General features: G+C 52.4%; 1 protein-coding gene. It reads right to left on the bottom strand.

Translation table 11 applies throughout. From position 1 onward, the window contains the following. Positions 1-22: 22 nt before the first annotated feature. Positions 23-246, bottom strand: a 224-nt coding sequence (locus tag HMPREF2806_RS13330; RefSeq protein WP_158013211.1) for an integrase core domain-containing protein, incomplete at its 5' end; no start/stop codon positions are given.

The following is a 246-nucleotide window of genomic DNA, read 5'->3' as shown; positions in this document are numbered from 1 at the left end:
AAGTAGACACGTCGGGGGTTAGCTATGCTGCTTGAGTCAGTGTAGCTGATGTGAGTGCTTCGAAGGCATCGGGGGCTAGAAGATTGCACCAGGAGTGTCGTCTACGGGTGTTGTAGCGCATGCACCATCGGAAGACTTCTTGGCGGCAGATGATGGGATTGTCAAACACTTTCCGATCACGCAGAACTTCACGCTTTAGGGTGGCGTTAAAGGATTCTGCCAGGGCATTATCGGCACTTGTACCCA

The sequence above is a fragment of the Corynebacterium sp. HMSC076G08 genome, from assembly GCF_001811515.1.
Taxonomy (GTDB): Bacteria; Actinomycetota; Actinomycetes; order Mycobacteriales; family Mycobacteriaceae; genus Corynebacterium; species Corynebacterium hiratae.
Note: the sequence above shows the minus strand (reverse complement) of the source record. Positions and strands in the feature narration are given on the sequence as shown.